This window comes from Pseudomonas sp. M5 (assembly GCF_016907075.1).
GTDB classification, from domain to species: domain Bacteria; phylum Pseudomonadota; class Gammaproteobacteria; order Pseudomonadales; family Pseudomonadaceae; genus Aquipseudomonas; species Aquipseudomonas putida_E.
This window is the reverse complement of the sequence record NZ_JAFBBH010000001.1, coordinates 2,551,867-2,574,561: the sequence shown is the minus strand read 5'-3', so window position 1 is coordinate 2,574,561 and position 22,695 is coordinate 2,551,867. Positions and strand designations below refer to the sequence as shown.

The 22,695-nt window shown below is 62.8% G+C and carries 19 protein-coding genes; 3 read left to right on the top strand and 16 right to left on the bottom strand.

Going from position 1 to position 22,695, the window contains the following annotated elements:
* Positions 1–364 precede the first annotated feature (364 nt).
* Entirely contained in the window at positions 365–646 is a 282-nt protein-coding gene (locus JOE27_RS11720; RefSeq protein ID WP_012316055.1) for an HU family DNA-binding protein, read from the top strand.
* A gap of 51 nt (positions 647–697) precedes the next feature.
* On the opposite strand, the gene rlmF is transcribed toward JOE27_RS11720, so the two are convergent.
* The 5 genes from rlmF to JOE27_RS11695 form a co-directional block, all read right to left on the bottom strand.
* On the bottom strand, positions 698–1,648 hold the full coding sequence (rlmF, locus tag JOE27_RS11715) for a 23S rRNA (adenine(1618)-N(6))-methyltransferase RlmF (protein ID WP_204918815.1): 951 nt from the start codon (positions 1,646–1,648) through the stop codon (positions 698–700).
* 170 nt (positions 1,649–1,818) lie between these two features.
* The gene (locus tag JOE27_RS11710) at positions 1,819–4,665 is read right to left on the bottom strand and encodes a valine--tRNA ligase (RefSeq protein ID WP_115273952.1); all 2,847 of its coding nucleotides are present in this window, start codon (positions 4,663–4,665) and stop codon (positions 1,819–1,821) included.
* Between the two features lie 137 nt (positions 4,666–4,802).
* Entirely contained in the window at positions 4,803–5,180 is a 378-nt protein-coding gene (locus JOE27_RS11705; RefSeq protein ID WP_125923455.1) for a DNA polymerase III subunit chi, read from the bottom strand.
* A 5-nt stretch (positions 5,181–5,185) separates the two neighbouring features.
* Entirely contained in the window at positions 5,186–5,614 is a 429-nt protein-coding gene (locus JOE27_RS11700; protein WP_115273953.1) for a DNA polymerase III subunit chi, read from the bottom strand.
* A gap of 51 nt (positions 5,615–5,665) precedes the next feature.
* Positions 5,666–7,159 (bottom strand): leucyl aminopeptidase, encoded by a 1,494-nt coding sequence (locus tag JOE27_RS11695; protein ID WP_046784433.1) that lies wholly within the window; start codon positions 7,157–7,159, stop codon positions 5,666–5,668.
* Positions 7,160–7,448: 289 nt separating this feature from the next.
* Between JOE27_RS11695 and lptF the strand changes: the two genes are divergently transcribed.
* On the top strand, positions 7,449–8,564 hold the full coding sequence (gene lptF / locus JOE27_RS11690) for an LPS export ABC transporter permease LptF (RefSeq protein ID WP_012316049.1): 1,116 nt from the start codon (positions 7,449–7,451) through the stop codon (positions 8,562–8,564).
* Positions 8,557–9,618, top strand: coding sequence for an LPS export ABC transporter permease LptG (lptG, locus tag JOE27_RS11685; protein WP_046784432.1), 1,062 nt, complete (start codon positions 8,557–8,559; stop codon positions 9,616–9,618). The genes lptF and lptG overlap by 8 nt, the downstream gene beginning before the upstream one ends.
* A gap of 185 nt (positions 9,619–9,803) precedes the next feature.
* Here lptG and JOE27_RS11680 read toward each other — a convergent pair whose 3' ends face one another.
* From JOE27_RS11680 to arcA, 11 genes are all read right to left on the bottom strand, one after another.
* The gene (locus JOE27_RS11680) at positions 9,804–10,292 is read right to left on the bottom strand and encodes an RDD family protein (protein ID WP_012316047.1); all 489 of its coding nucleotides are present in this window, start codon (positions 10,290–10,292) and stop codon (positions 9,804–9,806) included.
* A gap of 91 nt (positions 10,293–10,383) precedes the next feature.
* Positions 10,384–10,596, bottom strand: coding sequence for a cold-shock protein (locus JOE27_RS11675; RefSeq protein WP_012316046.1), 213 nt, complete (start codon positions 10,594–10,596; stop codon positions 10,384–10,386).
* 355 nt (positions 10,597–10,951) lie between these two features.
* A complete protein-coding gene (gene gcvT / locus JOE27_RS11670) occupies positions 10,952–12,073 on the bottom strand; it encodes a glycine cleavage system aminomethyltransferase GcvT (RefSeq protein ID WP_046784431.1) in 1,122 nt (373 codons plus the stop codon).
* A 27-nt stretch (positions 12,074–12,100) separates the two neighbouring features.
* A complete protein-coding gene (locus JOE27_RS11665; RefSeq protein ID WP_204918812.1) occupies positions 12,101–13,477 on the bottom strand; it encodes an L-serine ammonia-lyase in 1,377 nt (458 codons plus the stop codon).
* Positions 13,478–13,635: 158 nt separating this feature from the next.
* Positions 13,636–16,491: an aminomethyl-transferring glycine dehydrogenase gene (gene gcvP / locus JOE27_RS11660; RefSeq protein ID WP_204918810.1), complete on the bottom strand. Its 2,856-nt coding sequence runs from the start codon at positions 16,489–16,491 to the stop codon at positions 13,636–13,638.
* Positions 16,492–16,502: 11 nt separating this feature from the next.
* A complete protein-coding gene (gcvH, locus tag JOE27_RS11655; protein WP_039603903.1) occupies positions 16,503–16,886 on the bottom strand; it encodes a glycine cleavage system protein GcvH in 384 nt (127 codons plus the stop codon).
* A 294-nt stretch (positions 16,887–17,180) separates the two neighbouring features.
* A complete protein-coding gene (locus tag JOE27_RS11650; protein ID WP_204918808.1) occupies positions 17,181–18,689 on the bottom strand; it encodes a sigma-54-dependent transcriptional regulator in 1,509 nt (502 codons plus the stop codon).
* Positions 18,690–18,838: 149 nt separating this feature from the next.
* Entirely contained in the window at positions 18,839–19,207 is a 369-nt protein-coding gene (locus JOE27_RS11645) for a DUF5064 family protein (RefSeq protein WP_012316039.1), read from the bottom strand.
* Between the two features lie 56 nt (positions 19,208–19,263).
* Positions 19,264–20,193, bottom strand: a complete 930-nt coding sequence (gene arcC, locus JOE27_RS11640; RefSeq protein WP_115273960.1) for a carbamate kinase — start codon at positions 20,191–20,193, stop codon at positions 19,264–19,266.
* 142 nt (positions 20,194–20,335) lie between these two features.
* Positions 20,336–21,346: an ornithine carbamoyltransferase gene (locus JOE27_RS11635; RefSeq protein WP_012316037.1), complete on the bottom strand. Its 1,011-nt coding sequence runs from the start codon at positions 21,344–21,346 to the stop codon at positions 20,336–20,338.
* A 68-nt stretch (positions 21,347–21,414) separates the two neighbouring features.
* Entirely contained in the window at positions 21,415–22,668 is a 1,254-nt protein-coding gene (gene arcA / locus JOE27_RS11630) for an arginine deiminase (RefSeq protein ID WP_115273961.1), read from the bottom strand.
* Positions 22,669–22,695: the final 27 nt, after the last annotated feature.

Sequence of the window (22,695 nt, the reverse complement as noted above, 5' to 3'; positions counted from 1 at the left end):
GCGCCGCGCTGCAAAAGTCGTCAAGTTTACCCCAGACGACAGGTGATGCAGTGGCCGGATGTTGGCAGAAATGCCGGTTGTTGTTTTTTTGTTCAATTTTTTGCGAATTTGGCTAAAACCCCCGAAAAACCTGCACTAAATTGAAGCGGGCAGCGGATATTTATCCATTCCTGTGGTAGCTTTGCGCGGTCTTGCGCACCTCGGGTGGCGCATTGCTGGCAGCGCGCTCGTTCCGTGTCGAACCAAACGCCGATTTACGCATCTACATGCCCGATTGGCGCGGCCCTCCAAACTTCAGGGGCTGGCCCGATAACGTCGTAGAGCGCTGCATAACCACTGAATTTGATAGGGAAGGAACACCACCATGGCATTGACCAAAGACCAACTGATTGCCGATATCGCCGAGTCGATCGCTCAGCCGAAAGCCACCGCCAAAAACGCTCTGGAGCAACTGGGCCAGATCGTTGCCGACCAGCTGGAAAACGGCGCTGAAATCACCCTGCCAGGCATCGGCAAGCTGAAAGTCTCCGAGCGTCCTGCCCGTACCGGCCGCAACCCTTCGACTGGCGCCGCCATCGAAATCGCTGCCAAGAAAGTCGTCAAGTTCGTGCCGGCCAAGTCGCTGACCGACGCTATCAACAAGTAATTCGTTGATGCATTGACCAAACCGCGCCCGGCTTGCCCGGGCGCGGTTTTTTCATGCCTGTGATTTGCGTCGCTCGTTCCAGGCCTGGCGTTGGCCATGGTCGTGGAAGCTCCATGCGACCATACGGCTCTGTTTCTGCCCCTGGCCCATCTCAACGATCCGTACGGCCTTGGCGCCGGCCTTTTTCAGCGCCGCTTCGATGCCGGGCAGGTTGCCGGCCTTGGACACCAGGCTGGTGAACCACAGCACTTGCAAAGCGTACTGCACGCTTTCGCCAACCAGCTGGCTGACGAAGCGGATCTCGCCACCTTCACACCACAGCTCGTTGTTCTGCCCGCCGAAGTTGAGCACGGGCAGCTTGCGCTTGGGGTCCTGTTTGCCGAGGTTCTTCCACTTGCGCTGGCTGCCACGGGTGGCTTCCTCGCGTGAGGCGTGGAAGGGCGGGTTGCACAAGGTCAGGTCGAAGCGTTCGTCTTCCTCGAGCAGGGTGCCGAGAATGAGCTTGGCGTTGTTCTGCTGACGTAGTGCGATGGCTTTGCTCAGGTTGTTGGCCTGGACGATCGCCTTGGCCGAGGCCAGTGCCACCGGGTCGATGTCCGAGCCGAGGAAGCGCCAGCGGTAATCGCTGTGGCCGAGCAGCGGGTAGATGCAGTTGGCACCCACGCCAATGTCCAGGGCGCGCACCTGAGCGCCTTTGGGCACTTCGCCAGCGTTGTCCTCGGCCAACAGGTCGGCGGCGACGTGGATATAGTCGGCGCGGCCGGGTATCGGCGGGCACAGGTAATCGGCGGGAATGTCCCAGTGCTGGATGCCGTACTGGGCCTTGAGCAAGGCGCGGTTGAACACCCGCACGGCTTCGGGGTTGGCGAAGTCGATGCTGGGTTTGCCGTGGGGGTTGGTGATGGTGAAACGGGCCAGGTCCGGGTGGGCCTTGATCAGGCTGGGGAAGTCGTAGCGCCCCTGATGGCGGTTGCGCGGGTGCAGGGTGGGTTTCTGGGTCATGCTTGAATCCAAATGGGCATCGCTGGCCTGGGGCCGCTGTGCGGCCCTTTCGCGACACAAGGCCGCTCCTACAGGAAGCGGTGCCGTTGAATCCGGCATCGAATCTGTAGGGGCGGCCCTGTGTCGCGATCGGGGGCGAAGCCCCCGCCGGTCAGTCAGCGATGTAACTGTTACAGCGCAGCGATCCGCGCATGCTGCTCGGTGAAGTTGGCCAGGGCCTGCTCGGACTCGGCCAGCTTGGCGCGCTCCTTCTCGATCACCGCAGGCGGTGCCTTGTCGACGAAGGCGGCGTTCGACAGCTTGCCGCCGACGCGTTGCACTTCACCTTGCAGGCGCTGGATTTCCTTGTTCAGGCGAGCCAGCTCGGCGTCCTTGTCGATCAGGCCGGCCATCGGCACCAGCACCTGCAGATCGCCCACCAGTGCGGTGGCCGACAGCGGCGCTTCGTCGGCCTCGCCGAGCACGGTGAACGACTCGACCTTGGCCAGCTTCTTGAGCAGGGCTTCGTTTTCCTGCAGGCGGCGCTGGTCGTCGGCGTTGGCGTTCTTCAGGAACAGTGGCAGGGGCTTGCCCGGGCCGATGTTCATTTCGGCGCGGATGTTACGCAGGCCGACCATCAGCTCCTTGAGCCATTCGATATCGCCTTCGGCGGCGGTATCGATGCGGCTTTCGTTGGCCACTGGCCACGGCTGCAGCATGATGGTCTTGCCGTCGATGCCTGCCAGCGGCGCGATGCGCTGCCAGATTTCTTCGGTGATGAACGGCATGAACGGATGAGCCAGGCGCAGCGCCACTTCCAGCACGCGCACCAGGGTGCGACGGGTGCCGCGGGCGCGCTCTACCGGAGCGTTTTCGTCCCACAGTACCGGCTTGGACAGTTCCAGATACCAGTCGCAGTACTGGTTCCAGATGAACTCGTACAGGGCCTGGCTGGCCAGGTCGAAACGGAACTGCTCGAGCTGGCGGGTCACTTCGGCTTCGGTGCGCTGCAGCTGCGAGATGATCCAGCGGTCGGCCAGCGACAGTTCATAGGCTTCGCCGTTCTGGCCGCAGTCCTCGCCTTTGTCCAGCACATAGCGGGCGGCGTTCCAGATCTTGTTGCAGAAGTTGCGATAGCCTTCGACGCGGCCCATGTCGAACTTGATGTCGCGGCCAGTGGAGGCCAGCGAGCAGAAGGTGAAGCGCAGGGCGTCGGTGCCGTAGCTGGCAATGCCTTCCGGGAACTCGGCCTTGGTCTGCTTGGCGATTTTCTCGGCCAGCTTGGGCTGCATCATGCCGCTGGTGCGTTTTTCCAGCAGGGCGTCCAGGGTGATGCCGTCAACGATGTCCAGCGGGTCGAGCACGTTGCCCTTGGACTTGGACATCTTCTGGCCCTGGCCGTCACGTACCAGGCCGTGCACGTACACGGTCTTGAACGGGACCTGCGGCGTGCCATCCTCGTTCTTGATCAGGTGCATGGTCAGCATGATCATCCGGGCAACCCAGAAGAAGATGATGTCAAAGCCTGTGACCAGCACGTCGGTGGAGTGGAATTTCTTGAGGAATTCGGTCTGCTCCGGCCAGCCGAGGGTGGAGAAGGTCCACAGCCCCGAGCTGAACCAGGTGTCGAGCACGTCGTCGTCCTGGCGCAGTACCACGTCGGCGCCCAGGTCGTGCTTGGCGCGCACTTCGGCTTCGTTGCGGCCGACATAGACCTGGCCGGCCTCGTCGTACCACGCCGGGATCCGGTGGCCCCACCACAGCTGACGGCTGATGCACCAATCCTGGATGTCGCGCATCCAGGAGAAGTACATGTTTTCGTACTGCTTGGGCACGAACTGGATGCGGCCATCTTCAACGGCGGCAATCGCAGGTTCGGCCAGCGGCTTGGTGGAAACGTACCACTGGTCGGTCAGCCATGGCTCGATGATCGTGCCGGAGCGGTCGCCCTTTGGTACTTTCAAAGCGTGGTCGTCGATGCTGACCAGCAGCCCCTGAGCGTCCAGGTCGGCGACGATCTGCTTGCGCGCGACGAAGCGGTCGAGGCCGGCGTACTGGGCGGGCAGGCGAGTGTCCGCTTGCTCATTGACGCTGCCATCGAGGTTGAACGCCTGGGCGGCGGGCAGCACCAGGGCGTTCTTGTCGAAGATGTTGAGCAGCGGCAGGTTGTGGCGCTTGCCGACTTCATAGTCATTGAAGTCGTGGGCCGGGGTGATCTTCACGCAGCCGGTGCCGAACTCGGGGTCGCAGTAGTCATCGGCGATGATCGGGATGCGACGGCCGACCAGCGGCAGCTCGACGAACTTGCCGATCAGTGCCTGGTAGCGCTCATCGTTCGGGTTGACCGCTACCGCAGCGTCACCCAGCAGGGTTTCCGGGCGGGTGGTGGCAACCACCAGGTAATCCTGGCCGTCGGCAGTTCTGGCACCGTCGGCCAGCGGGTAACGCAGGTTCCACAGGTGGCCTTTCTCGTCATGGTTTTCCACTTCGAGGTCGGAGATGGCCGTGTGCAGCTTGGTGTCCCAGTTGACCAGGCGCTTGCCACGGTAGATCAGGCCGTCTTCGTGCAGGCGCACGAAGGCTTCCTTGACCGCTTCGGACAGGCCGTCATCCATGGTGAAGCGTTCGCGGCTCCAGTCTACCGACGAGCCCAGGCGACGGATCTGCCGGCTGATGTTGCCGCCAGACTGCTCTTTCCATTCCCAGACCTTGTCCAGGAAGGCGTCACGGCCAAGGTCGTGACGGTTCTGGCCCTTGGCTTCGAGCTGGCGCTCGACCAGCATCTGGGTGGCGATACCGGCGTGGTCGGTACCCGGCTGCCACAAGGTGTCGCGGCCCTGCATGCGACGGAAACGGATCAGGGCGTCCATGATCGCGTTGTTGAAACCGTGGCCCATGTGCAGGCTGCCCGTCACGTTCGGTGGCGGGATCATGATGGTGTAGGACTCACCTGCACCTTGTGGAGCGAAATAGTTTTCGGACTCCCAGGTGTTGTACCAGGAAGTTTCGATGGCGTGCGGCTGGTAGGTCTTATCCATGCGCGGCGGGACCCTGTGCATTTATTCGGGAAAGCCGGGAAGTATAACGGAGCTGCGAGCTTCAAGCGACAAGCTGCAAGACCTATGGGCACTCTTCGCGGGGTAAATCCGCGAAGAGTGCGCCGCGTTTGTCAGGCTTATTCAGAACGCTTGATCAGCCGCTCGATACGCGCATCGAGCCGGCGCTTGATCTCGGTTTCGATATGCGGGGTGAAGTCGTTGATCACGTCCTGCATGATCAATTGCGCTGCGGCGCGTAGCTCGGCCTCCAGGTGCAGCAGTGTGTCCTGGCGGCGGGTCTGCGGGTCTTCTTCGGGTTCTGCTTCGTCGGGTGCTGCAGCCGGTTCAGGTGCTGGCAGGGTGTTGCCGGCCGGGGTGTCGAGCAGCAGCGGAATCTGTTCCACCGTCTCGGTGAGCAGCGGTGGTTGCAGGTCGGCGTCGCCCAGCAACTGGCGAATCGACTCGAGGTCGTCGAGCAGATGGGCGGAATCGGGTAGGGCGGAAGGCTTGTCCATCGTCGTCAAAGTCGCTGTAAGCGGTGGTCTTGCAGAGCATAGCCCTGTTCGCGGTAGAAACGGAATCGTTCGCGGGCCGATTGGCGGATATCCGCTTGCTCGACAACGATTTCGGCAACCCGCTCGAATTGCCCGACAAAGCCGGGCACATCAGCGCCCAGGTTTATCAGAAGGTCCCGATGCTCGCCGGCGTTGTCGGACACACCCAAGGCCACTGTGGCGTCGGCATGTGCCTCCGCCAGGTCGTGGGGTACGAACGCTTCGCCCTTGAAGCGCCACAGGCGTTGGTCCAGCTCGCTGCGCTGTTCGGCGTCCTGGCAATGCAGGTAGACCCGGTGGCCGAGGCGCCAGGCCTTTTCGCACAGCTTGCAGGCGAAATCCAGTCGTGCCGACAGCGAGTCGGTGGGCAGGATGTAGAAATCGACTTTACTCATGGTTCGCTCTGCCGGCCGGTGACGCCTTGGGGCATCACCGGCCTCACGGCATCAGGCGCTGGCGCGGTCGAGCAGGTACTGGGTCAGCAGCGGAACCGGGCGGCCGGTGGCGCCCTTGTCCTTGCCCCCGCTGACCCAGGCGGTGCCGGCGATGTCCAGGTGCGCCCAGTTGTAGGCTTTGGCGAACCGCGACAGGAAGCAGGCGGCGGTGATGGTGCCGGCCTTCGGCCCACCGATGTTGGCGATGTCGGCGAACGGGCTGTCCAGCTGCTCCTGGTACTCATCGAACAGCGGTAGCTGCCAGGCGCGGTCGTCGGCGCGCTTGCCGGCGTCGAGCAACTGGCCGATCAGCTCGTCGTTGTTGCCCAGCAGGCCTGCGGTGTGGCTGCCCAGGGCAACGATGCAAGCGCCGGTCAGGGTCGCGATGTCGATCACCGCTTGTGGCTTGAAACGTTCGGCGTAGGTCAGTGCATCGCACAGCACCAGGCGGCCTTCGGCGTCGGTGTTGAGGATTTCAACGGTCTGCCCGCTCATGGTGGTGACGATGTCGCCCGGCCGGGTGGCGTTGCCGCTCGGCATGTTCTCGGCGCAGGCCAGGATGCATACCAGGTTGATCGGCAGCTTCAGTTCAAGTACGGCGCGCAGGGTGCCGAACACGCTGGCGGCGCCGCACATGTCGTACTTCATCTCGTCCATGCCGGCACCGGGCTTGAGGCTGATGCCGCCGGTGTCGAAGGTGATGCCTTTACCGACCAGCACGAACGGTTTGTCGCTCTTCTTGGCGCCCTGGTATTGCAGGACGATCAGGCGTGGCGGCTGTTCGCTGCCCTGGCCGACCGCGTAGAACGCGCCCATGCCCAGGTCCTTGATCTTCTTCTCGTCGAACACTTCGACCTTGAGGCCTTTGTGAGCCTTGCCCAGCTCCTTGGCCTGCTCGGCCAGGTAGCTCGGGTGGCAGAGGTTCGGCGGCAGGTTGCCCAGGTCGCGGGTGAAGGCCATGCCGGTGGCGATGGCGGTGGCGTGGTGTGCCGCGCGCTCCACTTCGGCCAGGCCGGCCTTGTCGGCCAGCAGGGTGATCTTTTTCAGCGCGCGTGGCTCGGCTTTCTGGCTCTTGAAACGGTCGAACACGTATTCGCCATCGAGCAGGGTTTCGGCCAGCAGGCGGTATTTGCCGTAGTGGGCATCACGGTTGCTGACGGCGATGTCGTCCAGTGCCAGTACCGCGTCGCTGCCGTTGAGGCCTTTCAGCACGCCGGCAACGCTGGTGACCAGTTTGCGCCAGGCGCGGTCACCGAGGGCTTCGTCCTTGCCGCTGCCCACCAGCAGTACGCGCTCGGCCTTGAGGCCAGGCAGGTTTTGCAGCAGCAGCGTCTGGCCTGGCTTGCCGGCCAGGTCGCCACGCTTGAGCACGGCACTGATGGCACCGTCGGTGGCCAGGTCGACAGCTTTGGCAACGGCGCCGAGCTTGCGCCCTTCGCCGACCGGTACGACCAGGGTGGCGGTTTTTACGGATGCAGCAGCTACGCTTTTTACAACCAGTTCCATGTCAGGGTCCCCGAATGATCTGTGCAGTTGGCGCTTTGAGTTCTTGCGCTCTGGGCGGGCCTGGCCGCGTGGTCGCGGGCCAGTGGAAAAGCTGCCAGTTTGAGCCTGCGGCAAGCGTGCTGACAACCCCGTTGTCAGCCTTGATGCGCGGCCAAGTGACAGGCGCGGCCAATCACAGGATAATGCGCGCACTTTACAAGGAGGTTCGCCCCCGGCGAACCGGCATTGGTCTTGGCTGTCGTAAGCCTTTGTTTGGCAGTCCGCCCCTGACAACCCAGGAGTGTCTGGTTTGATCGTCTTTCGTTATCTCTCCCGCGAGGTCCTGGTGACCTTGAGCGCCGTCAGCGCAGTGCTGCTGGTGATCATCATGAGCGGGCGTTTCATCAAGTACCTGGCCCAGGCGGCCCAGGGCGTGCTCGACCCGAGCGTGCTGTTCCTGATCATGGGCTTCCGCCTGCCCGGTTTCTTGCAACTGATCCTGCCATTGGGGCTGTTCCTCGGCATCCTTCTGGCCTATGGCCGGCTGTATCTGGAAAGCGAGATGACCGTGCTGTCGGCCACCGGCATGAGCCAGCAACGCCTGCTCGGCCTGACCATGGCACCTGCAGCGCTGGTCGCCTTGCTGGTGGCCTGGCTGAGCCTGAGCCTGGCGCCACTGGGCGTTGCCCAGGTGCAGCAGATCATTGGCCAGCAGGATGCCCTGACCGAGTTCGATACCTTGGTGCCGGGCCGCTTCCAGACCCTGCGCGACGGTTCGCGGGTGACCTACACCGAGGAGCTGACCGATGATCGCAGCAACCTCACCGGTGTGTTCATCTCCGAGAAGCGCTTCAACCAGGACAAGACCAAGGACCGTGCACCGTCCGTGCTGGTAGCCGAAAAGGGCCATCAGGAAGTGCAGGCCGACGGCAATCGCTATCTGGTGTTGCAGAATGGCTACCGCTATGACGGCAACCCTGGCCAGGCCGATTACCGGGCGATCAAGTACGACACCTATGGCGTGCTGTTGCCCAAGCCTGAAGTCAGTGAGGAAGTGACCGAGCGTGAAGCCATTCCTACCTCCCAACTGATCGGCAATGCCGGGCTACGCGAACGTGCCGAGCTGCAATGGCGCATCTCCTTGCCGATCCTGGTATTCATCGTGACCCTGCTGGCAGTGCCGCTGTCCCGGGTCAATCCACGCCAGGGCCGCTTCCTCAAGCTGCTGCCGGCGATTCTTCTGTACATGGCCTACCTGACGATGCTGATTTCCGTACGTGGCGCTCTGGAGAAAGGCAAGCTGCCGATCGCCCTAGGCATGTGGTGGGTGCATGGCCTGTTCCTGCTCATCGGCCTGGGCCTGATGTACTGGGAGCCGCTACGGCTCAAGCGTGCCGCCCGTCGTGCGGAGGTGGCCCATGGTTAAACTCGACCGCTACATCGGCCAGAGCGTGCTGATGGCCATCCTGGCCGTACTGGGCATCATTCTGGGCCTGGCTTCGTTGTTCGCCTTCATCGACGAAATGAGCGACCTGAGCGATACCTATACCGTCATGGATGCTGGCTGGTTCACGCTTCTTACAGCGCCCCGCCGGCTCTACGACATGTTGCCGATGGCGGCACTGATCGGCTGCCTGATCGGCCTGGGCAGCCTGGCCAGCAGCAGCGAACTGACCATCATGCGTGCCGCCGGGGTTTCCATCGGGCGCATCGTCTGGGCGGTGATGAAGCCGATGCTGGTGCTGATGCTGGTCGGCCTGCTGATTGGCGAGTACGTGGCGCCAATCAGCGAGAACAAGGCCCAGGCCGACCGTTCCCTGGCCCAGGGCGGCGGTGAGGCGCAGAGCTCCAAGCGCGGCATGTGGCACCGCCAGGGTGATGAGTTCGTGCATATCAACTCGGTACAGCCCAATGGCCTGTTGCTGGGTGTGACCCGCTACCGCTTCGACGACGAGCGCAAGATCGTCACGTCGAGTTTCGCGCGCCGGGCGCGTTATGAGAGCGATCATTGGGTACTCAGCGATGTCAGCACCACCTACTTCCGTGGCGATCACACCGAAGTGGTGAAGAGCTCGGCAGAACGCTGGGATGTCTCGGTGACCCCACAACTGCTCAATACCGTGGTGCTGGCCCCGGAGTCGCTGTCGATCACCGGGCTGTGGGACTACATCCATTACCTGTCCGACCAGGGCCTGAACAATGCCCGTTACTGGCTGGCATTCTGGACCAAGGTGCTGCAGCCGGCGGTGACCGCGGCGTTGGTCCTGATGGCGATTTCGTTCATCTTCGGGCCGCTGCGTTCGGTGACCCTCGGCCAGCGCGTGTTCACTGGCGTACTGGTGGGCTTTGTGTTCCGTATTGCCGGCGACCTGCTTGGCCCTTCGAGCCAGGTGTTCGGCTTCCCGCCGCTGTTGGCGGTGGTGATCCCGGCCGGTGTGTGTGCACTGGCGGGCTTATGGTTGCTGCGCCGGGCGGGATGATGGCCTGATGACACGAGAAACCCGACCTCAGGGTTAATACCAGTCAGGTAATCGTTTTGCGGCCCATCGCCGGCAAACCGGCTCCCACAGGTACAGCGCAGACCTCAGCAATTGCGCGGCCCCAGTGGGAGCTGGCTTGCCGGCGATGGGCTGCAAAGCAGCCCTGACAACGCCAACTGACTGGCTTATTTCTTCTGTTTCGGTACCCGCACCAGCTGTGTCTGCGAATAAATGTCATGCCAGCCGCGCTTGCGCTTGTCGATCAGCGACCAGAAGAACCCCAGCCCCAGGCACAGCCATGAGGCGATCGACACGATAAAGCGCAGCAGCGCCTGCCACAGGCTGATTGCGCTGCCATCAAGGTTTTGCACCCGCACGCCCCATACCTGCATGCCCAGGGTCTGCCCGCCGTGGGTCCAGAACTTGGCAAAGAAACCGAACAGCGCAAACAGCAGGATCGTCGACAGCAGCGGGTCGCCGTCCAGCGCACCAGCCTCGGTCAGCTCGCGCATGCGTGCCTCGCCGATGATCGCCATCTGGATCATCTTGTAGGCCCCTGCGGTGACGATCAGCAGGGCCGTACACAACAGGAAGTCGTAGAACATCGCCGCCAGGCGCCGGCCCAGGCCGACCGGCGGAAAGTCACCTTGGGGTGAGAGCAGAGGCTTGGGCATGCAGGACAGCTCCGAATGGCGAAGCCGCCATTCTACGGGCAAAAAAAAACCCCTGCACTGGGCAGGGGCTTTCTTCGAAGTCGCGACCGGCTTAGCCGAGGACTTGAACCTTGTCAGCTTGCAGGCCTTTTTGGCCCTGAACTGCTTCGAAGGTAACCTTCTGGCCTTCTTTCAGGCTCTTGAAGCCGTTGCCCTCGATGGCACGGAAGTGCACGAACAGATCAGCACCGCTTTCTGGGGTGATGAAGCCGTAACCTTTCTCGTCATTGAACCACTTGACGGTACCGTTCTGACGCTCAGCCATTGTCTTATTTCCTATGAAGCTTAAATTTTAATGACAGTTACTTTCACGTTATCAAGAGTGAAAGAGTACTGGGCTGGGTTGCAGGAAAGTAAGTCACGTCCAACGGGTTGTAGCAGATTGCGGCTACTGGCCCAGGTCACGAACTGTTGCGACCCATGCAAACACAGTGCAATGACTCTACGCCAACTCCCGAGAAAAAAACAAGCCCTTGGTCAGCTGGAAAATCGGGCTTTTTTCGATAACTGAACAATTCATCGCAAACGGCATGGCGCCTGGCCTGGCGCCATGTTCATAAGTTATGGGGCAGGTTCGAAAACGAATAAGTCGACCTGCTCGCAAACCTCATGTACCGCGTTCAACCGCGATAGTAACGTTGCGCCACAAAAGGCGTTTTGCTGACTTTCAGGGCAACCTTCTTGCCGCGCACCAGGGCAAACAGCGGAGTGTCCAGCGCGCCATGTTCGATATCGACATAACCCATAGCAACCGGTGCGCCAAGTGTCGGGCCGAAGCCACCACTGCTGACTTTACCCACGGGCTTGTCAGCTGCATCGACAATCTCTGCGCCTTCACGCACGGGCGTACGTTCCTGTGGCAGCAGGCCAACACGCTTGCGGGCCACGCCGGCTTGCTGCTGGGCAAAGATCACCTCGGCCCCGGGGAAGCCGCCAGCGCGCGCACCGTCGGCGCGGCGGACCTTGGACACGGCCCAGAGCAGGCTGGCCTCGACCGGCGTGGTGGCGGTGTCCATGTCGTGGCCATACAGGCACAGGCCAGCTTCCAGGCGCAGAGAGTCGCGCGCGCCCAGGCCGATCGGCTGCACTTCAGGCTCGGCCAGCAGGCGTCTGGCCAGGGCTTCGGCAGCCTTGGCCGGTACCGAGATTTCATAACCGTCTTCGCCGGTGTACCCCGAACGGCTGACGAAGCAGTCTTCGCCCAGCAGGGTGACTGGGCGCAACTGCATGAAGGTCATGCCGGCCACTTCCGGGGCCAGGCGCGCGAGCACGGTGACTGCGGCCGGGCCTTGCAGGGCGAGCAGGGCACGTTCCTCGAACAGTGGCTGAATCTGGCAACGGTCACCGATATGCTGCTGCAGGTGGGCCAGATCCTGCTCCTTGCAGGCGGCGTTGACCACCAGGAACAGCGTGTCGTCGCCCAGGTTGGCAACCATCAGGTCGTCGAGGATGCCACCTTGCTCGTTGGTGAACATGGCATAGCGCTGCATGCCCACCGGCAGGTCGATGATATCCACTGGCACCAGGCTTTCCAGGGCTTGGGCGGCATCCTTGCCGCGCAGGATGATCTGGCCCATGTGCGAGACATCGAACAGGCCGGCCTGCTCACGGGTGTGCAGGTGCTCCTTGAGCACGCCCAGCGGGTACTGTACCGGCATGTCGAAGCCGGCGAATGGCACCATGCGCGCGCCCAGTTCCAGGTGCAGGGCGTGCAGCGGGGTCTTGTGCAGTGTTTCGGACATCGATGACTCCTTGGTTTTGTTGTCGGGTCAACATTCAATGATGTTGACGGCCAGACCGCCGCGGGCGGTCTCCTTGTATTTGCTTTTCATGTCGGCGCCGGTCTGGCGCATGGTGCGGATGACCTTGTCGAGCGACACGTAGTGCTGCCCGTCGCCACGCAGGGCCATGCGCACCGCATTGATGGCCTTGACCGAGCCCATGGCGTTGCGCTCGATGCAGGGCACCTGTACCAGCCCACCGATCGGGTCGCAGGTCAGCCCCAGGTTGTGCTCCATGCCGATTTCGGCAGCGTTTTCCACCTGTTGCACGCTGCCGCCCATCACTTCGCACAAGGCGCCGGCTGCCATCGAGCAGGCCACCCCGACTTCGCCCTGGCAGCCGACCTCGGCCCCGGAGATCGAGGCGTTTTCCTTGTACAGGATGCCAATGGCCGCGGCAGTCAGTAGAAAACGCACGACGCCGTCTTCACTGGCGCCGGGGACGAAGCGCATGTAGTAGTGCAGTACTGCCGGCACGATGCCTGCCGCACCGTTGGTCGGTGCAGTGACCACGCGCCCGCCGTAGGCATTTTCCTCGTTGACCGCCAAGGCATACAGGTTGACCCAGTCAAGTACCGACAACGCGTCGCGCAGGTTGGCCTCCGGGTGCTGGCTGAGTTGGCGGTACAGTGCCGGTGCCCGGCGTTTGACCTTGAGCCCGCCCGGCAGGATGCCCTCGTGCCGGTAGCCGGCTGCGACGCAATCCTGCATCACCTGCCAGATCCGCAGCAGACCCGCACGGGTTTCGGCCTCGGGGCGCCAGGCCGCCTCGTTGGCCAGCATCACCTGGCTCACCGACAGCTGATGCGCGGTGCAATGCCCGAGTAGTTGCTTGGCAGTCTTGAACGGGTAGGCGAGTACGGTGCTGTCCTCGACGATGCGGTCTTGCCCGGCGGCCTCTTCGTCGACCACGAAACCGCCGCCCACCGAGTAGTACTCCCGGCTGCGGATTTGCAGGCCGGCGGCATCGAAGGCGCGGAAGATCATGCCGTTGGGGTGGTATGCCAAAGGCTTGCGGATCATCGCCAGGTGCTGCTTCTCGACGAAGGCGATGGTGTGTTCACCGAGCAGGTGCAGGTGGCCGCTTTCACGGATTGCCTGCAGGCGGGCGGGAATGGCTTCGGTGTCGACGGTATCGGGGTGCTCGCCTTCCAGGCCAAGCAGTACCGCCTTGTCGCTGCCATGGCCTTTGCCCGTGGCACCCAGTGAGCCGTACAGCTCGGCCTTGACGCTGGCGGTGCTGGCCAGCAGGCCGTCACGGCGCAAGCCCTCGGCGAAACGCGCGGCAGCGCGCATCGGGCCGACCGTGTGGGAGCTGGAGGGGCCGATGCCGATCTTGAACAGGTCGAAGACGCTCAGTGACATGGTGCTTGCTCCTGACATATCCGGTTAACCCATTGGGGCTGCTGCGCAGCCCATCGCCGGCAAGCCGGCTCCTACAGGTACAGTGCTGGCCTCCAGAGCTGTGCGGTCCCGGTTGGAGCCGGCTTGCCGGCAATGGGCCGCGAAGCGGCCCCACGCGGTCAGGCGTCCTGATAGCTCTCGATCGACGGGCAGGCGCACACCAGGTTGCGGTCGCCGAACACGTTGTCGACCCGGCCCACAGGTGGCCAGTACTTGCCTTCCACCAGGCTTGGCAGCGGGTACACCGCCTGTTCGCGGCTGTAGCCGTGGGCCCACTCGCCAGCCAGCTCGGCAGCGGTGTGTGGAGCGTTCTTCAGCGGGTTGTCGTCCTTGTCCAGGCTACCGTTCTCCACGGCGCGAATCTCTTCGCGGATCTGGATCATCGCATCGCAGAAGCGGTCCAGCTCTTCCTTGGCCTCGCTTTCGGTCGGCTCGATCATCAGCGTGCCGGCTACCGGGAAGGACATGGTCGGGGCGTGGAAGCCGAAGTCGATCAGGCGCTTGGCCACGTCGTCGACGCTGATGCCGCTGGTGTCCTTGAGCGGGCGCAGGTCGAGGATGCACTCGTGGGCGACCAGGCCATTGCCGCCGGTGTACAGAACAGGATAGTGCTCTTCCAGGCGGCGGGCGATGTAGTTGGCATTGAGGATCGCCATCTGCGAGGCACGCTTGAGGCCGGCACCACCCATCATGCGGATGTACATCCAGGTGATTGGCAGAATGCTGGCGCTGCCGAACGGTGCGGCGCATACCGCCCCGTCACGGTTCTGCAACTGAGCGTGGCCGGGCATGAACGGCGCCAGGTGCGACTTGACGCCGATCGGGCCGACGCCTGGGCCGCCACCGCCGTGCGGAATGCAGAAGGTCTTGTGCAGGTTCAGGTGCGAGACGTCGCCGCCGAACTTGCCCGGTGCGCACAGGCCGACCATGGCATTCATGTTGGCGCCGTCGATGTACACCTGGCCGCCGTTGTCGTGAATGATCGCGCAGATCTCGCCGATCGCTTCTTCGAACACGCCGTGGGTCGAGGGGTAGGTGATCATGATCGCGGCCAGGCGCTCGCGGTGCTCGATGGCCTTGGCGCGCAGGTCCTCGACATCGACGTTGCCACGCGCGTCACACGCGGTGACCACGACGCGCATACCGGCCATGTGTGCGGTTGCCGGGTTGGTGCCATGAGCCGAGGAGGGGATCAGGCAGATGTCGCGATGGCTTTCGCCGCGGCTGCGGTGGTAGGCGCGGATGGCCAGGAGGCCCGCGTATTCGCCCTGGGAGCCGGCGTTGGGTTGCAGCGACACGGCGTCGTAGCCGGTGGCGGCGCAGAGCATGGCTTCCAGCTCGGTGGTCATCTGCAGGTAACCCTGGCTTTGCTCGGCCGGGGCGAACGGGTGCAGTTTGCCGAACTCTGCCCAGGTCACCGGGATCATTTCACTGGCGGCGTTGAGCTTCATGGTGCACGAGCCCAGCGGGATCATGCTGCGGTCCAGCGCCAGGTCCTTGTCGGCCAGGCGGCGCAGATAGCGCATCAGCTCGGTTTCGCTGTGGTAGCGGTTGAACACCGGGTGTTCGAGGATGGCCGACTGGCGTAGCAGGGCGGCAGGCAGGCGCGAGCCGGAGCTGGCGGCCAGGGCGGCGAAGTCCGGTTGTGCCTGTTGGCCACCGAACAGCTGCCACAGCGCCTCGACGTCAGCCTGGGTACTGGTTTCGTCGAGCGACAGGCCCAGGTGGGCGGCGTCGATCTGGCGCAGGTTGATGCGCTGGGCGCGTGCTTTGTCGTGCAGGCTTGCGGTAGCGCTGCCGGTGGCCAGGGTCAGGGTGTCGAACGCGGTTTTTCCGACCACTTGCACGCCGAGGGTTTTCAGGCCGGCAGCGAGGATCGCGGTCAGCGCGTGGGTGCGTTCGGCGATGCGCTTGAGGCCCGCAGGGCCGTGGTACACGGCGAACATGCTGGCAATGTTGGCCAGCAGCACCTGGGCGGTGCAGATGTTGCTGGTGGCCTTCTCGCGGCGGATATGCTGCTCGCGGGTTTGCATGGCCAGGCGCAGGGCAGTCTTGCCGAAACGGTCGATCGACACACCGACCAGGCGGCCCGGCATGTCACGCTTGAATGCGTCGCGGGTGGCGAAGTAGGCCGCGTGCGGGCCGCCAAAGCCCAATGGCACGCCAAAGCGCTGGGCGCTGCCGATGGCAACGTCTGCTTCGAACTCGCCCGGTGGGGTCAGCAGCGTCAGGGCCAGCAGGTCGGCGGCCACGGCGACAAGGGCGTTGGCGCCGTGCAAGCGCTGCACCAGCTCGCGGTAGTCGAACACCTCGCCATTGCTGGCCGGGTATTGCAGCAGTGCACCGAAGAAGGCGCTGACGTCATCGAGTTCACGCTCGTCGCCCACCACGATCTCGATACCCAGTGGTTCGGCACGGGTACGCAGGACGTCGAGGGTCTGCGGGTGGCAATGCACCGAGGCGAAGAAGGCATGGCTGGCCTTGTTCTTCGACAGGCGCTTGCAGAAGGTCATGGCCTCGGCTGCCGCGGTGGCTTCGTCGAGCAGGGAGGCGTTGGCGATCGGCAGGCCGGTCAGGTCGCTGATCAAGGTCTGGAAATTGAGCAAGGCTTCCAGGCGGCCTTGGGAGATTTCTGGCTGGTAAGGGGTGTAGGCGGTGTACCAGGCCGGGTTTTCCAGCAGGTTGCGCAGGATTGGTGCCGGGGTGTGGGTGTTGTAATAACCCTGCCCGATATAGTTCTTGAACAGCTGGTTTTTACCGGCGATAGCTTTCAGCGCGGCGAGGGCATCGGCCTCGCTCTGGCCGTCTTCGGCGCCCAGTACGCTGGTGCCCTTGATGGTGTCGGGGATGACTGCGGCGGTCATGGCCTCCAGCGAGTCGAAGCCCAAGGTGGCCAGCATGGCCTGCTCGTCTGCGGCGCGTGGGCCGATGTGGCGGGCGATGAATTCGTTGGCGGTGCCGAGGTTGATGGTCATGTTCGGGCTCCTCAGGCGTCGTCGTTGGCTTTGATCAGTCGGTCGTAGGCGTCCTGGTCGAGCAGGGCAGCCACTTCATTCATGTCGGCCGGAATGAAACGGAAGAACCAACCTTCGCCCAGCGGGTCTTCGTTGACCAGCTCAGGGCTGTCGTTCAGGCCGTCATTGACGGCGACCACTTCACCGCTCAGGGGCATGTATACGCCGCTGGCGGCTTTGACCGACTCAACGGTTGAGGCTTCGGCACCTTTGTCGTATTGCTGCAACTCCGGCAGTTGCACGTAGACCACATCGCCAAGGGCGTTCTGGGCGTAGGCGGTGATGCCTACGGTGACGCTACCGTCAGCTTCGACGCGCAGCCATTCGTGATCTTCGGTGAAACGCAACTCGCTCATGGGGAATCCTCGGAAAGCAGGGCGTTGGGCGCGGTGGGTTCGCGCTCTTGGGTTGGATTTCCCTAAGCAAAAATGCGGCCATAAGATAAAAATGCATTTAAATCAGTAAGTTACGTTTTTTGCGTAATAATGGACTCTCTTTCTTGGAATGAAAACGCTACAGATGTATGCGCTGGCAAAAGGTTTGGAGGATCAAACCCTTGCAAGCGGGGGCGGGAATGGCACTGTATCTTATTCGATACACTGTATTTAAATCGTTACGGTTCCTTGCGAGGAATGGCAATGCCAGGCAATTCAGGACTTGCCTGCAATTCCGTACTTGCGCAACCGCTGTGCAATGGCGGTATGCGATGTTTGTAGCCTGCCTGCCAGCTGCCGGGTCGAGGGATAACTGGCGTACAGCCGCTGCAGCAGTTCACGCTCGAAATCCCCCACCGCCTGTTCCAGGCTCGCAACCTCGCCATCCTGCCCACGCGCCACTGAGGTGCCGGCGATGTCCAGGTCACCGATATCCACCAGGTTGCTTTCACAGATGGCCGCCGCGCGGAATATCACGTTTTGCAGCTGGCGTACGTTGCCCGGCCAAGGGTTGGCCAATAGTGCCGAGTGCGTGGCCGGGGTCAGTCGGCAGGATGGGCGCTGGATCTGCGTGCAGGCCTGCTGCATGAAGTAGTGCGCGAGCATCAGAATGTCCTGGCCACGGTCGCGCAAGGGCGGTACTTGCAGGTTGAGTACGTTGAGGCGGTAGAACAGGTCTTCTCGGAACGTTCCCTCGGCAACCATGCGTTCAAGGTCGCGATGGGTGGCGCTGATGATGCGTACATCAACCTTCACCTCACGGTCGCCGCCCACACGGCGAAAGCTTCCGTCGCTGAGAAAACGCAGCAGTTTGGCCTGCAGGTATGGCGACATCTCGCCGATCTCGTCGAGAAACACCGTGCCCTGGTTGGCCAGCTCCATCAGCCCGGGTTTGCCACCGCGCTGGGCGCCGGTGAAGGCGCCTGGGGCGTAGCCGAACAGTTCGCTCTCGGCCAGGCTCTCGGGCAGCGCGGCGCAGTTGAGGGCCAGGAAAGGCGCCGCTTGCCGGCTGCTGATGGCATGGCAGGCGCGGGCCACCAGTTCCTTGCCGGTGCCGGTCTCGCCATGTACCAGCAGGGGCGCATCCAGGGCCGCCACGCGCAGGGCGCGGGCCTTGAGGGTGCGGATGGCCGGGGACTCGCCGAGCAGCCCATCGAAGCCTTCGGCATGGTCGTGGTGCAGGGCCGAAAGACGCTCGCCCATGCGGTTGGGCGGGTACAGAGTCAATAGGCCGCCGGCGTTGGTGATGGGCGTGGCGTCCAGCAGCAGGCTCTGGCCGTTGAGTTGCATCTCGCGCATCGGCAGGTGGAAGTTGTTGTCCAGCAGGGCCTGCAGCAGGGCGGGGTCACCGAACAGTTCGCCAACAGACCGCCCCGCTGACTCACGACCGCACAGGGCGATCAGCGCGGGGTTGGCCAGCAGCACCAGGCCTGCACTGTCGACGGCCAGCACCGGGTCGCTCATGGCGGCCAGCAGGGCATCGAGCTGCAGGTGGCGGCGCTGGCCAGGGAGGATATCGACCACGTCCACCGACTGTACCCCACGTACTTCGAACAGCGCGTCGTGCAGTTCTTCGAGAACGGCGGGGCTGAGGGTCGGAGCGTCGATGTAGACGTTCGGCGGGACCATCTCTACGGCGTCCAGGTTGAGGTTGCGGGCACCGAGCAGGGCGAGGACTTCCTGGGTGATGCCGACGCGGTCGATGAAGCTGACGTGGATGCGCATGGGGAGGCGGGGGGTTATGGCCGGGGAGGGCAGTAGTATGCCTTGGGAGCAGTGTTAAACCCAATCGCCGGCAAGCCGGCTGCCACAGGTACTCCGCAGAACCTGAGGCAGCGGGGTACCTGTGGCAGCCGGCTTGCCGGCGATTGGGTTCACTCTAAATGTTCAGGCTTGATCGAGTCGCCGGACTTCACATCCAGCTTGGCGCGGATGTCCTCGAACATCTGGTCGTAGATCTTGTGCGGTGAACCGAGCGTTTCGAATTTCTTGTGCGGTGGCAGGTGTGACTGGGCCTTGCGGCTTAGCACCATCAAAAAGCTCGGCAAGACCTGATCTTTGGGCAGGTAAAACTTTTCATCCACCGGCTTGCCTTCGATGCTGCCATGCAAGCGGAACTGGATACCTCGGCCTTCCCTGGGATCCTGAGTCGCTTCGTACTCGATGTTGAGGTCGTAGCTGTGGTCATTGGCGTTCAGCGCAGTGCGCTCGATATGCACGTGACCAGGTTGGTACTGGGCCATGGCGGAATCCTCCGGAGGGTCGAAAATGGCGGGCGGCCTGCGCCCGCCTACTGCATTCAACGGTAGCTGATGCCTGGCTTGGCCGTTGAAACACGGGTGCCGGCGGTGCCTTTGACGATGTCCTCGATATTCTCCAGCGAGCTGATCACTGCGACCTTGCCGGTGGCGCGGGCGAAATCGCTGGCGGCCTGTACCTTCGGCCCCATGGAGCCGGCGGCGAAGCCCAGGCGTTCGAGCTCGTCGGGGTGGGCCTGGGCAATGGCTTTTTGCGTGGGTTTGCCCCAGTCAATGTAAGCCGCATCGACGTCAGTGGCGATTATCAGAAGGTCGGCTTCCAGTTGCTCGGCCAAAAGCGCCGAGCACAGGTCCTTGTCGATGACCGCTTCGATGCCTTTGAGCTTGCGGTTTTCATCGTACATGGTGGGGATGCCGCCACCGCCTGCGCAGATCACGATGCTGTTTTTTTCCAGCAGCCACTTGATCGGGCGGATCTCGAAGATGCGCTTGGGTTTGGGGCTGGCCACCACGCGGCGGTATTTGTCGCCGTCGGCCTTGACCACCCAGCCTTTCTCCTTGGCCAGGCGTTCGGCTTCTTCCTTGCTGTAGACCGGGCCGATGAACTTGGTCGGGTCCTTGAAGGCCGGATCGTTTGCATCGACTTCGACCTGGGTCAGCAGGGTGGCGAACGGCACTTCGAACGCCAGCAGGTTACCCAGTTCCTGTTCGATCATGTAACCGATCATGCCTTCGGTTTCGGCACCGAGCACGTCCAGCGGGTAGGCTTCGTCGGGTTTGTACGACAGCGCCTGCAATGACAGCAAGCCAACCTGGGGGCCGTTACCGTGGGCGATGACCAGCTCGTTGCCGGGGTGAATCTTGGCGATCTGCTCGGTGGCGGTGCGGATATTGGCACGCTGGTTGTCAGCGGTCATGGGCTCGCCGCGGCGCAGCAGGGCGTTGCCGCCCAATGCAACAACGATACGCATGGGAATGTCCTTTGCGAAGATGGGGGGAGCGCCTCGTTTCTGTGTGGGAGCCGGCTTGCCGGCGATCACCGGCGAAGCCGGTGCCATGCACCGTGTTGCCTTCATCGCCGGCAAGCCGGCTCCCACACTACCGAGGTGCTTATCAGAGATCAGCCAGGGTCGACACCAGGATCGCCTTGATCGTGTGCATGCGGTTTTCCGCCTGTTCGAAGGCGATGCAGGCGGGCGACTCGAACACGTCGTCGGTCACTTCGATGCCATTGGCCAGGTCCGGATACTGTTCGGCGATCTGCTTGCCGACCTTGGTCTCGGAGTTGTGGAACGCCGGCAGGCAGTGCATGAATTTGGTCCGCGGATTGCCGGTGGACTTCATCAGTTCCGTGTTCACCTGATAGGGTTTGAGCTGCTTGATGCGCTCGCCCCAGGCTTCGATCGGCTCACCCATCGACACCCAGACGTCGGTGTGCACGAAGTCCACGCCTTTGACTGCGGCTTTCGGGTCCTCGGTAAGGGTGATGCGTGCACCGCTTTCCTCAGCGTACTGCTTGCAGCGCTCGACCAGGTCGTCATGCGGCCACAGCGCCTTGGGCGCAGCGATCCGCACGTCCATACCGAGCTTGGCGCCAATCAGCAGCAGCGAGTTGCCCATGTTGTTGCGGGCGTCGCCCAGGTAGGCATAGCTGATGTCGTGCAGCGGCTTGTCGCTGTGCTCACGCATGGTCAGCACGTCGGCGATCATCTGGGTCGGGTGGTACTCGTCGGTCAGGCCGTTGAACACCGGTACCCCGGCGAACTTGGCCAGCTCTTCGACGATTTCCTGCTTGAAGCCGCGATACTCGATGGCATCGTACATGCGCCCGAGTACGCGGGCGGTGTCTTTCATGCTTTCTTTGTGGCCGATCTGCGAAGAGTTGGGGTCGATGTAGGTGACATTGGCGCCTTGGTCATAGGCGGCCACTTCGAAGGCGCAACGGGTGCGGGTCGAGGTTTTCTCGAAGATCAGGGCGATATTGTTGCCCTTCAGGTGCTGCTGTTCGGTACCGGTGTATTTGGCACGCTTGAGGTCGCGGGACAGGTCCAGCAGGTACTTCAGCTCGCGGGTGCTGTGGTGTTCGAGGCTGAGCAGGTTGCGGTTATGGATGTTGAACGCCATGGTGATTCTCCTTGAGTTCGGTAATCGGCCCGGCCACCGCCTTGTGGGGGTAGCCGGGGAAATGGTCGTTAGTAATCGATGGGGTCGCGCACGATCGGGCAGGTCATGCAGTGGCCGCCGCCCCGGCCCCGGCCCAGCTCGCCGGCGCTGATGGTGATGACCTCGATGCCGGCCTTGCGCAGCAGGGTGTTGGTGTAGGTGTTGCGGTCGTAGCCGATGACCACGCCAGGCTCCACCGCCACCACGTTGTTGCCGTCATCCCACTGTTCGCGCTCGGCGGCGAAGCTGTTGCCGCCGGTCTCGACCACGCGCAGCTTGACGCCCAGTTGCTCGCCCACCACTTCGATGAACGACTTGTGCTCGCGGCGCACGTCCATGCCGTAGGGCTTGCTTTCGTCCGGGCGGATGATGAACGGCACGATTTCTTTCACCACTTCGGGGAAGATCGTGACCAGGTCGCGGTCGCAGAAGCTGAACACGGTATCCAGGTGCATGGCAGCGCGGGACTTCGGCAGGCCGGCGACGATGACCTTTTCCACTGCGCCCTTGGCGAACAGGTTTTGCGCCAGCTGCCCGATGGCCTGGCGTGAAGTGCGCTCGCCCATGCCGATGAGCACGATGCCTTTGCCGATCGGCATCACGTCACCGCCTTCAAGGGTGGCGTTGCCGTGGTCTTTGTCCGGGTCGCCGTACCAGACCTGGAAGTCGGCACCGGTGAATTGCGGGTGGAATTTGTAGATGGCAGTGGTCAGCAGCGTTTCCTGACGTCGCGCCGGCCAGTACATCGGGTTCAGCGTGACGCCGCCATAGATCCAGCAGGTGGTGTCGCGGGTGAACTGGGTGTTCGGCAGCGGTGGCAGAATGAAACTGGAGTGGCCCAGGTAATCGTTGTACATCTTGACCACGTCGGCGCCTTCGCTCTGCGGCAGGTCCTGGCCGGCCACACCGCCGATCAGGAACTCGGCCAGGTGGCGCGGCTCGAGGCCTTCGAGCCAGCTGCGCACTTCGTTGGTCAGGCCCACACCTACGGTGTCAGGGGTGATCTTGCGGTCAAGGATCCACTTCAGCGCGTCTTTGTTCTGCACGATGTCGGTCAGCAGGTTGTGCATCTCAAGCACATCCACGCCGCGCTCGCGCATCTTGGTGACGAAGTCGAAATGGTCGCGTTTGGCCTGGTCGACCCAGATCACATCATCGAACAGCAGTTCGTCGCAGTTGCTCGGGGTCAGGCGCTTGTGCGCAAGCCCTGGGGCGCAAACCATTACCTTGCGCAGCTTGCCGGCTTCGGAGTGCACACCGTACTTCTGTTTTTCAGCGGACATGGTTCTTTCCTCCAATTGAGCGAAGAC

Coding starts and splice junctions, on each gene's coding strand:
- JOE27_RS11720 (WP_012316055.1), top strand. CDS start 365: ATGGCATTGACCAAAGACCAACTGATTGCCGATATCGCCGAGTCGATC.
- rlmF (WP_204918815.1), bottom strand. CDS start 1,648: ATGACCCAGAAACCCACCCTGCACCCGCGCAACCGCCATCAGGGGCGC.
- JOE27_RS11710 (WP_115273952.1), bottom strand. CDS start 4,665: ATGGATAAGACCTACCAGCCGCACGCCATCGAAACTTCCTGGTACAAC.
- JOE27_RS11705 (WP_125923455.1), bottom strand. CDS start 5,180: ATGGACAAGCCTTCCGCCCTACCCGATTCCGCCCATCTGCTCGACGAC.
- JOE27_RS11700 (WP_115273953.1), bottom strand. CDS start 5,614: ATGAGTAAAGTCGATTTCTACATCCTGCCCACCGACTCGCTGTCGGCA.
- JOE27_RS11695 (WP_046784433.1), bottom strand. CDS start 7,159: ATGGAACTGGTTGTAAAAAGCGTAGCTGCTGCATCCGTAAAAACCGCC.
- lptG (WP_046784432.1), top strand. CDS start 8,557: ATGGTTAAACTCGACCGCTACATCGGCCAGAGCGTGCTGATGGCCATC.
- JOE27_RS11680 (WP_012316047.1), bottom strand. CDS start 10,292: ATGCCCAAGCCTCTGCTCTCACCCCAAGGTGACTTTCCGCCGGTCGGC.
- JOE27_RS11675 (WP_012316046.1), bottom strand. CDS start 10,596: ATGGCTGAGCGTCAGAACGGTACCGTCAAGTGGTTCAATGACGAGAAA.
- gcvT (WP_046784431.1), bottom strand. CDS start 12,073: ATGTCCGAAACACTGCACAAGACCCCGCTGCACGCCCTGCACCTGGAA.
- JOE27_RS11665 (WP_204918812.1), bottom strand. CDS start 13,477: ATGTCACTGAGCGTCTTCGACCTGTTCAAGATCGGCATCGGCCCCTCC.
- gcvP (WP_204918810.1), bottom strand. CDS start 16,491: ATGACCATCAACCTCGGCACCGCCAACGAATTCATCGCCCGCCACATC.
- gcvH (WP_039603903.1), bottom strand. CDS start 16,886: ATGAGCGAGTTGCGTTTCACCGAAGATCACGAATGGCTGCGCGTCGAA.
- JOE27_RS11650 (WP_204918808.1), bottom strand. CDS start 18,689: ATGCGCATCCACGTCAGCTTCATCGACCGCGTCGGCATCACCCAGGAA.
- JOE27_RS11645 (WP_012316039.1), bottom strand. CDS start 19,207: ATGGCCCAGTACCAACCTGGTCACGTGCATATCGAGCGCACTGCGCTG.
- arcC (WP_115273960.1), bottom strand. CDS start 20,193: ATGCGTATCGTTGTTGCATTGGGCGGCAACGCCCTGCTGCGCCGCGGC.
- JOE27_RS11635 (WP_012316037.1), bottom strand. CDS start 21,346: ATGGCGTTCAACATCCATAACCGCAACCTGCTCAGCCTCGAACACCAC.
- arcA (WP_115273961.1), bottom strand. CDS start 22,668: ATGTCCGCTGAAAAACAGAAGTACGGTGTGCACTCCGAAGCCGGCAAG.